The organism is Clostridium sp. UBA2485 (genome assembly GCF_002341865.1).
Classification (GTDB): Bacteria; Bacillota; Clostridia; order Clostridiales; family Clostridiaceae; genus Clostridium_J.
This window is the reverse complement of the sequence record NZ_DDOV01000031.1, coordinates 213427-224458: the sequence shown is the minus strand read 5'-3', so window position 1 is coordinate 224458 and position 11032 is coordinate 213427. Positions and strand designations below refer to the sequence as shown.

Here is an 11032-nt window from a genome sequence, read left to right as displayed (position 1 = left end):
GGTGCAGCATAGCTCGGAACAACACTAATAAATTTAACTAACACTAAGGAGAGACTACATTTGCTACTCTCTTTATAATAAGTTACTGCGTAACTTAAAAGATAAATAATTCTAAATTTCTCAGTTACCACTGAGAAATATCCGAAATTGTGAATTGTGAATTGTGAATTGTGAATTTAGTAGTTTTAGGGATGATACCAATAAGTGTTAATTATTTTCAGAGATAGATTAAATTAAGGAGTGGTATATCTATATATAATAGGTATTATAAATTTATAAAAAATAGGTGCCAGTCTAAATTAATACCAAAAAACAAGTTAATTATACATATTATGTATAATTTTTTGTTATTTTTACTGTTATACTTAATCATATAATTTATAATATAAAAAATAAATAATACTGTAAAAAATATTTAATAAATATTTAATATTTTTGTAACATAGTGTATAATGTTGCTGTAACAAATTTTTAGAATATTTTCATAATGAGGGAGGAGAAAAATGAGTAACAAAAAAAAGAAGAAAGGTTTTCCAACAGCCTTTACAGTTACATTTATTGTGTTAATTCTTGTTGCCGCATTAACTTACTTAATACCAGCTGGGAGCTATGCTAAATTAAAATTTGACACTGAAACTAATATGTTTACGATTACAAAGCCATCTGGTGAAATAGAGGAACTTCCTGCTACACAAGAAGTATTAGACAAATTAAACATGAAAGTTGATGTATCTAAATTCACTAGTGGAAGTATTAGTAAACCTATTGCTATACCTGATACCTATGAAAAAATAGAAAGCAATCCACAAGGACCTTTCGAAATATTAACTGCACCAATTCAAGGGGTGTATGAATCAATTGATATTATAATGTTTGTATTTATTCTTGGAGGTATAATTGGGGTTATTAATTATACAGGAGCTTTTGATGCTGGAATAGCTAGTTTATCAAAGGCAACAAAAGGAAAAGAAATGATGCTAATAATCGTAGTAACTGTATTAATTGCAGCAGGAGGTACTACTTTTGGTTTAGCAGAGGAAACCATAGCATTCTATCCAATATTGATGCCAATATTTTTGGTTGCAGGATATGATGCATTGGTATGTATAGCTGCAATATATATGGGTTCATCATTAGGAACAATGTTTGCAACTACTAACCCTTTGTCATCTGTTACAGCATCTAATGCTGCGGGTATAAGCTTTACAGAGGGATTGACATTTAGAGGAATTGGTTTAGTGTTATCATTAGTAATTTCTTTAATCTACATAATTCGTTATGCAAAGAAAGTTCAGGCTGATTCTAAAAATTCATTAATCCATGCAGACAAACAGCATATTGAAGATAAATTTTTAAGTAATTATGACCCTAATAACATTCCAAACTTTGATTTTAGAAGAAAGCTTATGTTGATGATTTTCGCTTTAGCTTTTGGAGTAATGATTTGGGGAGTATCATCAAAGGGTTGGTGGTTTACTGAAATGACTGCATTATTCTTAGCAGTAGCAATAATAATAGGATTTATTTCAGGAATAGGAGAAAAAGCATTTGTTGACAAATTTGTTACTGGTGCTGGAGATCTTATAGGAGTTGCATTAATTGTAGGTGTTGCTAGAGGGGTTAACATCATTATGGAAAAAGGCTTAATTAGTGACTCTATATTATACTTCTCATCAGGAGTAGTTGAAGGTATGAACTCTATGTTATTTATAGTTGTTATCTTAATACTATTTAGCTTATTAGGATTTTTCATATCATCATCATCAGGACTTGCAACTTTATCAATGCCTATTATGGCTCCACTAGCAGATGCAGTTGGGCTATCAAGAGATGTTATTGTTAGTGCATATCAGTATGGACAAGGCTTAATGTCATTTATTACTCCAACGGGATTGATATTGGCTAGTTTGGAAATGGTTGACGTAACCTATGATAAATGGCTAAAATTTATTTTACCGTTAATGGCATTAATGGGTGGATTATCTATAGCAATGCTATTTGTTCAAGTAATTCTATAATATTTTTTATAAAATGTAGAGTCTATCATTAAAAATTATTTTAATGATAGACTCTATTTTTATATGTTTTATAAATTTTTTTAATTAGTTACTTTTTAATATATATAAATAAATTTTAGATTTTTTTATATATTATGTTGATTTTAAATATATATTTTTTCTCTTTGGAAATACTAACATTAAAAGAGGAGGTGAAAATATGGAGCTTTCTACTAGAGAGGTTATCAAACTAAAACTTGTTGACCTTCAAGAAAATGTTCGTGATTTTCAAAGCTACGCTGATAAAGTGGATGATAAAAATGTTAAAGATGAATTTAAGGCATTGGCTAAAGAGTGTGGATACCAAGCACAAAGGCTTCAAGGATTACTAGGGGAATTTGAAGATTAATTTTAGGAGTTTTCATTTTGAAAACTCTTTTTTTATAGACAAAATTATATAAATAAATAATATTATAAATAAATTTTAATATATAAGTTTATAATGCTTTCGATTAGTGTTAAATTATAATTGTAAAATTAAAATTAAATCAAGGTTTACAATGAGAGGTGGGATAAAGAGTTTAATTTTAATATCCATTTTTGGAGCGCTTACAGCTATTGAAGCATTTACCAAAATACCAATACCTTTTGTATCGGATATATGGGGATGTCAGCAGTTCTAACAATAGAAGAAATATATAATAGTTTTTATGGTGACTATAGTGAGGGAAGGGCACTTGTGAAACATTAAAAATATTTGAAGAAGAAAATATTATAGAAAAAAACATAGATAAATCTGCACTTATAAAAAGCTTAGCTGATAGAAATGTAAAAAATCATCCTTATGTAGGAGAGTTTAGACAAATAGGAATGATAGGCGCAATTGAATTAGTTAAAGATAGAAAAACTAAAGACACATTTCCACTTAAAAGCCGTGTAGGCTATAACATATACAAAACTGCTTTAAAAAAGGGTGCCTTACTAAGGCCTTTAGGAAATATAATTTATTTTATGCCTTCTTACTGTATCTAAGAAAGAGATATAGATAAAATGGTTACTGTAGCTATTGACAGTATTAATGAGTACTTTAATTTATAAAAGTAGAGTTTAGTTCTAAAATTATTATTAATCTAGGACTAAACTTTTTATTTTTATAATATGTTTATTATCATGCTTGTTATATGTGATAATATATATTATTATATAAGTTTTTGCATACCGCTTTATAAAGTTTATATTGCATTTTGTTGAAATATAGGATATTATTATATTAAAGATAATTACTAATAATTCATTAAAAGTAATATATAATATTATTATAGTATAAAATGAGGTGAGTGGGATGGAAATTAATTGGATTTGGCTTCTATTAACAGCTTTTGTTATAGTCATTGACTTTCTTACAAGTGACTTTGTTTATTCCTGGCTTATTATAGGCTTTATACCAGCTTTTTTATTAGGTTTTCTGGTAGTATTTCCTGTGCAAGTTTTTATTGCTGTAATGATAGGCGGAATTTCAATTGTACTAGGATTAAAATACTCTAGAAAATATATTAAAAAGAATATAAAACAAGAAAAGCTAATGATGGGAAAATATTTGGGACAGGAATTTGTAGCAAATATAGATATTATAAAAGAAGAACAAATGAAGGTGAACGGTGTATATTGGAGAGTAAAAAATATAGGTTCACCAATAATTAGTGGTGAAAGTTTTATTGTTGTTGATATAGAGAACAATAAACTTATTATTAAAAAGGGAGATGAATAGCAATGATTCTTTTTGGTTTTTTAACTGTACTGGTAATAGTATTATTACTTATAATATTATCAGTGAAAGTTGTAAACACAGGCTATGTTTACATTTTAGAAAGATTTGGCCAATTCTATAAGGTTTTAGAGCCAGGATGGCATATAACAATTCCATTTGCTGACTTTGTAAGAGCAAAAATATCAATGAAGCAACAAATTCTTGATATACCACCTCAAAACGTTATAACAAAAGATAACGTTAAAATATCAGTAGATAATGTAATATTCTATCAAGTATTAAATTCTAAAGATGCAGTTTATAACATTGAAAATTATACTTCAGGTATAATGTATTCAACAGTAACTAATATGAGAAATATATTAGGAGATATGACACTTGATGAGGTATTAGCAGGTAGAGATACTATAAACTTTAAGCTATTAACTATTGTAGATACTATTACAGATGCTTATGGAATAAAAATATTATCTGTAGAAATTAAGAATATAGTTCCACCAGCTGAAATTCAAGAAGCGATGGAAAAACAAATGAAGGCTGAAAGAAATAAGAGAGCAGCAATACTTAATGCAGAAGGAGATAGACAAAGTGCTATAGCTAGAGCAGAAGGTGACAAGCAATCTAAAATTCTTCAAGCAGAAGCGGAGAAAGAGGCTAATATTAGAAGAGCAGAAGGTTTACGTGAGTCTCAATTATTAGAGGCAGAAGGTAAAGCAAGTGCAATTGAATTAATTGCTAAAGCTGATGCTGAGGCTATAGAAAAAGTTAATAAAGCTATACTTGATTCAGGTACAGATGCAACTGTAATAGCTCTAAAACAAGTAGAAGCATTAAAAGAATTATCTAAAAACCCAGCTAATAAGTTAATATTACCTGTAGATACACTATCTTCATTAGGTAGCATATCTGCTATAGCTGAAACAATAAAGATGTCAAAAGATAAATAATAAAAAATAAAAGCTAGCTTTTATTTTTTATTATAAATGATAGACTTGATATAATGTAATTTAGTTTTAATTATAAGAAATACATTAGAGGTAGTTTTTTAAAATAGGAATCACCTTATTTTTTTATTTTATAAAAGGAAAAGGTAGTTAAATGTAGAATAGTGTTAAGTCGAGGTGATTTTATGAAAAACAATAGAAAAACACAATTTATATACTGTTTTATTGCATTAACTTTAATAATTACTAATTTATTTACTTTAAGTGTTAATGCAGAAACTCAAATAAAAAGATTAGCTGGTGAAGGAAGATATGAAACTGCAAAAGCAGTGTCATCAGATGGATGGATAAATAGTGAATATGCGGTTTTAGTTACAGGAGCAGATTATCCAGATGCACTTAGCGCTACTCCACTTGCTAAAAAATATGAAGCACCAATACTATTAACAGAAAAAAATAAACTAAATAGTAATGCATTAAGTGAAATAAGAAGATTAGGTGTTAAAAAAGTATTTATAGTAGGTGGAACTGGTGTAGTAAGTACTGAGGTTGAAAATGAAATTAAAGATTTAAATATTGAAGTTGAAAGAATTTCTGGTCAAGGTAGGTATGAAACATCAGTTGCAGTTGCCAAAAAGGTAGGAGTAGAAAATGGTATTTTTGTTGCTTATGGATTAAATTATGCAGACGCATTATCAGTAGGACCAATTGCAGCTAAGCTTCAAATGCCCATATTATTAAATCCAACTCATAGTTTAGATCCATCATTAGAGAATCTAATAAGTAATAATTCTATTGCGAAGACATATGTAGTTGGCGGAACATCACTTATTTCTGATAATGTACTTAATAAATTTCCTAATGCTGAAAGATTATATGGAAGTAATAGATATGAAACTAATAAAATATTATTAGATAAATTTAAAGATCAATTAGATTTTTCTAATTTATTTATTGCAACAGGAACAAATTTTCCGGATGCTTTATCGGGAGGTGCATTAGCATCTAAGAATGGTAATCCTATGGTGCTTATTTCAAATACTCCAGATAATGCAACCTTAAGTATTAAAAAATATAATACACAAGCTAACTTAATTGTTTTAGGAGGAGAAAGTGTTGTTTCTACAGCGGCAATACAGAAATTTAAATCAGGAGTTAAAATGTTTAACTTAAATGCAGGACATACACTTACCGGAGCAGATACAGGTGCTAGTGGCGTAAATGGTTTAAAAGAAGAAGTTTTAACTAGACAACTTGTTAAAGAATTGGATAGTGAGTTTAAATCAAAAGGACAACAGACGAATTTAGTTATTGTAGATCATGCTACTACTTTAGATGAAAGTCTTAATAAACAAGTTATACTATGTAATAGTGTAAATGCTGACATGAATGTTGTTATACATTTTAATAGCCATTTAGGCATTGGATATGGCACAGAGATATTTACATATCAGGGTAAGTATGTACCAGAAGCAGATAGAGTATTAAAAAATATGAGCAAATTAGGATTTAGAAATAGAGGCATTAAGAATGCAGAACTAGCCTTAATAAATGGAACAGATGCAGAAACTATTTATATTGAGGTATGCTTTATTGACAATGTAAAAGATGTTGCTATTATGAATCAATATGGACTAAATGCTATAGCTAAAGCTATTGCTTGTGGTGTACTAGATATTGAATTCAACGAAGGGAGTCTAATTAAATAAAAAGCATTGTAACAATAGATAATATGTAATAAGTATGAAGTAAGGGGGATTTATGTTAGTTAAGATTACTTCTTAAACGTAAAACAATTTTGTATATTATCAAAATTAGTTTGAGGGAGATTTGAGAAATGAATTTAGAGAGAATAGAGAAAAAGAAAATGACTAAACAAAAAGGTTTAAAACGATTTAGACAATATTTATTGAGAGGCTTTACTTTTGTCATTTTTATTTTATTAATAGGCTGTTTATATGAAAGAATAGGTGGATACAGGGATGAAAAAAACTATCTTCCAGTGGGTAAGATGGTTGAGGTAAATAATCATAAAATTAATGTTTTTAGTAAAGGTGAGGGAAATTCTACTGTAGTTTTTACTGGAGGATTAAATGAGCCAAACTCTTATGCAGATTTTTATCCTCTTTATAATGAAATTTCCAATTATACTAGAATTGTTACTTATGATAGACCAGGACATGGATGGAGCGAAGTAACAGATGAATCGAGAGATATGGATTCTATTGTAAAAGAAATGCATACTGCACTTATTGAATCAGGAGAAAAATCTCCCTATATATTAGTTGGACACTCATATGCATCATTGCAAATGATAAGATTTGCACAGCTTTATAAAGATGAAGTATCTGGGTTAGTATTGATAGATGGTGGCAATCCTGAGTATTATGCAAAAAATGGCTTGGAAATTGCTAATAGCACAGTAGCTAAGTATAAGTTTCTAAAATCTACTGGTATAGCAAGATTAGCACTTTATCATACAGATTTCTTTTCAAAAAAAATTAAGTTATTACCTGATGATTTAAAGCAATTATATTTAGGAATGGCAATAAAAACTATGTATAACAAAAATATTATAGACGAAGGTAATGGAGCAAAAGCTAATGCAAAGACTGTGATGGAAAATGGCCATTTAGGTAGTTTACCACTTAGAATACTAACTGCGCCTAGTGATACTGAATGGGATAATAGTCAGATAGCCTTAAAAGAATGGTCAATAGATAGTAAACAAATAGTTGTTAATGGAGCAGGTCATGCTATACATCAATATAATCCCGATGCTGTTAATAATGAAATAAAAAAACTAATAGAGAAGCATAAGTAAAAGATATTAATTCTAATAACTAGAAGTGTTTAAATTAAAACTAGAGTCAATACATATTTTTTAATATCAGGCAACGTAAAATTAGAATTTACATGGTTTTTGATAACTTTTGTAACCATTTAAAGACAAAATAACAAACTATATATGCCTTTGGGGAAATTATAAGTGCTAGCTTATTACAAGATTAATAAGCTAGCACTTAATTTTTAGTATAAAATAGTTTCCTTATTGCAATCATTTTATTAAAGTGATAAAATAATTTCTAAAAGGAAACTATTTTATATTAAAGAGGTACTTGTCTATGAATGAAAAATTATATAATTCTAAATTAGAAGAAGGCTTATCAACACTTCAATGTGAACTTGTTGCTGAGAGAAATAGAGTAAACCCAGAAAATATTTCTTGGTTTCAGTACGATTTATTAGAGTTGTTATACCGAGCAAAGGGAAGTTTGCCTTCAGAATTAAGTATTAAACTAGGTGCTTCACGTTCTAAAATATCTAAGGCATTGAAGGGACTTAAGGAAATAGGCTATATTGAACAAAAGAAACAACCTAATGATGATGCACGAGAATTTTGGACAGAATTAACAGATAAAGGATTCAAATTTTTAAAGAATACTAAAAAAGAACATGAATATTTAGCAGGGATTGCTGAAACTACTTTAACTAAAGATGAGCAAGTATTGTTTGCTGAGATGTGTATCAAATTAAGCAAAGTATTTGAAGAAAAGAGGAGATACTATGACAGAAGAAATGATTGAAATATTTCATGCAAATGAAAATAACCTTAAGGATATATCAGTAAAGATTCCAAAGAAAAAAATTACTATAGTCACAGGATTATCCGGCTCAGGAAAATCTTCGTTGATTTTTGACACGTTAGCTGCTGAGTCCCAACGAATGTTAAATGATACTTACTCTGCCTATATTCAACAGCTATTACCTCATTATGGGAGACCAAATGTTGAAAAGATTAATAATCTTCCTGTATCGATTATTATAGATCAAAAAAAGATAGGTGGGAATGCACGTTCAACAGTTGGAACAATCACCGACATTTACACCTTGTTGCGTCTACTTTTCTCTAGAATTGGAAAACCTTTTGTTGGTTATTCAATGAACTTTTCTTTCAACAACACAAATGGTATGTGTCCTCAGTGTCAAGGATTAGGAGTAGTTAAGGACATTAATATTAATAAACTAATTGACTTTGATAAAAGTTTAGCTGAAGGAGCTATTCAATTTCCTACATTTCAACCAGGAGGATGGAGGTTAACTCGATATACTGAATCCGGATATTTTGATATTCAAAAACCTATTAAAGATTACTCTAATTTAGAACTCAATACTTTACTTTATGAAAAAGAAAAAATACCAGATAGCCCTACAGAAAAGTGGCATAAAACAGCTAAATATATTGGTGTTATACCTCGAATTAGAAGTTCATTTTTAGAAAAAGAACAAAAACAATACAAAGAAGAGATTGAAGAAATTATTAAAGAACAGATTTGTCCCCACTGTGAGGGAAAAAGATTGAATGACACGATTCTATCTTGTAAGATTAAAGGAAAATCAATCGGTGATTGTGTGAATATGCCAATAAATGAATTGAAATCTTTTATTCAGACAATTCATGAAAAAGAAGTCCAAACAGTGGTTAATGATATTTTTCAACGTTTAAGTACATTGGAAGAAGTTGGATTAGATTATCTGACATTAAACCGCACTACTAATACATTATCTGGAGGAGAATCTCAACGTATTAAAATGTCAAAGCATTTAAACAGTAGCCTCAGTGATATTTTATATATATTTGATGAACCTAGCACTGGATTACATCCTCATGATATCATTGGTATAAACAAGATATTTAAGGGGCTTAAAGATAAGGGAAATACAGTAGTAATAGTGGAGCATGATCCTGATGTGATAAAGATAGCAGACCATATAATTGATATGGGGCCAAAGCCAGGAATTCATGGTGGGGAAATTCTTTTTGAGGGAACCTATTTGGACCTATTAAATAGTCATACTATTACGGGGATTGCTTTATCTGAAAAACATAAAATAAATATGATAAATAAAGAATTTACTGAGTTTTATGAACTTAATAATGCAAATATGTTTAACTTAAAGAACATATCAGTAAAAATACCTAAAAATGCCTTGACAGTTGTAACAGGAGTAGCTGGTTCAGGTAAGAGCACATTAATTACACGTCTTTTCATAAATAGTTATCCTAGCAGTGTCCTTTTAGATCAAAAAAGAGTGTATACATCTTCTCGCTCAATATTAGCTACATACATTGGCTTTTTTGATAAAATTCGAGCCCTATTTGGCAAAGCAAATGATCAATCACCTTCATTATTTAGTTATAATGGAAAAGGAGCGTGCCCTTTATGTAAAGGTATGGGAATAATTAAAACAGACCTTGCTTTTTTGGATGATGTAGAGCAAACTTGTGAGTTATGTGGTGGAAGACGATACAGTGAAGAAGCTTTGAGTTATAAATATAAAGGATATACAATTAGTGATATTCTTAACCTTACAGTGGAAGAAGCTTTAACTGTTTTTACAGACAAAGAAATTAAAAAAATATTACATACTATTCAAGAAGTAAATCTAAGCTATATAAAACTTGGTCAGTCACTGGATACATTATCAGGAGGAGAACTTCAGCGATTAAAAATTGCTGTAACACTTTTAAATGATACTGGTGAGATTTATATACTTGATGAACCAAGCACTGGTTTACATGAGGCAGATACTAAAAAGTTGATAGTATTATTAAACAAATTAATTGAACGAGGAAAAACAATTATTGCACTGGAACATAATTTGAGCATCATGTGTCATGCTGACTGGATTATTGATTTAGGACCTTTTGGAGGCTTTAATGGCGGAGAACTAGTATATATGGGATATCCACAAAATATAATAAACTGTTCTTCATCCTTAACAGGAAAAAGATTATTAGAGTATATATCAAAAGAATAGATATCAATTTTGATTGTTGTATGTTATTAAAGGAAGTCATTATGGCTTCCTTTAATAAACATAAAAAAAATATGAATTAATTATAATTCATAGCTCATGTATTATTTTATAATAATAAGAAAAAAATATGGAATTTTGGATTAATGATTTAAATTGAAAAGAAAGAATATTGGATTTTATACAAAAGTTAAATAAAAATTAAAAATATCATTACTCGGAATACTGCATTATTCAAAAGTGAATTTTACGGTATTTTTTTATTATACAATTTGAAATAAAGACGACGTAACTATTTAAATTAAAAATACGAATAATGTTCTTTGAAAATTGAATAATGTGGTATTTAAAAATATGTTATAATATAGATTAAAATACATTATTTCACAAAAGATATTGTGTATATACATCTTAGTGTTAAGAAAGGAGATGATAGGTATGAAGTCATATAAAATTATATATCTAAAAAAAATGAGGAGGGTGAGTATATTTTAGCCTTCCTA

9 protein-coding genes are annotated in these 11032 nt (G+C 28.8%); all 9 read left to right on the top strand.

From position 1 onward, the window contains the following. The first annotated feature begins 503 nt into the window (after window positions 1-503). The 9 genes from B3603_RS05025 to B3603_RS04985 all read left to right on the top strand — a co-directional run bounded on the left by B3603_RS05025 (window position 504) and on the right by B3603_RS04985 (window position 10532). A complete protein-coding gene (locus B3603_RS05025) occupies window positions 504-2018 on the top strand; it encodes a YfcC family protein (protein WP_291561451.1) in 1515 nt (504 codons plus the stop codon). Window positions 2019-2217: 199 nt separating this feature from the next. Then, complete coding sequence (locus B3603_RS05020) at window positions 2218-2406, top strand: hypothetical protein (RefSeq protein ID WP_039633461.1); 189 nt, start codon at window positions 2218-2220, stop codon at window positions 2404-2406. A 344-nt stretch (window positions 2407-2750) separates the two neighbouring features. Then, on the top strand, window positions 2751-3029 hold the full coding sequence (locus tag B3603_RS05015; protein ID WP_349676786.1) for a hypothetical protein: 279 nt from the start codon (window positions 2751-2753) through the stop codon (window positions 3027-3029). Between the two features lie 310 nt (window positions 3030-3339). Then, window positions 3340-3765: an NfeD family protein gene (locus B3603_RS05010; protein ID WP_291561445.1), complete on the top strand. Its 426-nt coding sequence runs from the start codon at window positions 3340-3342 to the stop codon at window positions 3763-3765. Between the two features lie 2 nt (window positions 3766-3767). Then, window positions 3768-4712, top strand: a complete 945-nt coding sequence (locus B3603_RS05005; RefSeq protein WP_291561442.1) for an SPFH domain-containing protein — start codon at window positions 3768-3770, stop codon at window positions 4710-4712. Window positions 4713-4894: 182 nt separating this feature from the next. Further along, entirely contained in the window at window positions 4895-6418 is a 1524-nt protein-coding gene (locus B3603_RS05000) for a cell wall-binding repeat-containing protein (protein WP_291561439.1), read from the top strand. Window positions 6419-6546: 128 nt separating this feature from the next. Continuing rightward, the gene (locus B3603_RS04995) at window positions 6547-7533 is read left to right on the top strand and encodes an alpha/beta fold hydrolase (RefSeq protein WP_291561437.1); all 987 of its coding nucleotides are present in this window, start codon (window positions 6547-6549) and stop codon (window positions 7531-7533) included. 301 nt (window positions 7534-7834) lie between these two features. Beyond that, a complete protein-coding gene (locus B3603_RS04990) occupies window positions 7835-8296 on the top strand; it encodes a MarR family winged helix-turn-helix transcriptional regulator (RefSeq protein ID WP_291561434.1) in 462 nt (153 codons plus the stop codon). Continuing rightward, on the top strand, window positions 8277-10532 hold the full coding sequence (locus B3603_RS04985; RefSeq protein ID WP_291561432.1) for an excinuclease ABC subunit UvrA: 2256 nt from the start codon (window positions 8277-8279) through the stop codon (window positions 10530-10532). The genes B3603_RS04990 and B3603_RS04985 overlap by 20 nt, the downstream gene beginning before the upstream one ends. Window positions 10533-11032: the final 500 nt, after the last annotated feature.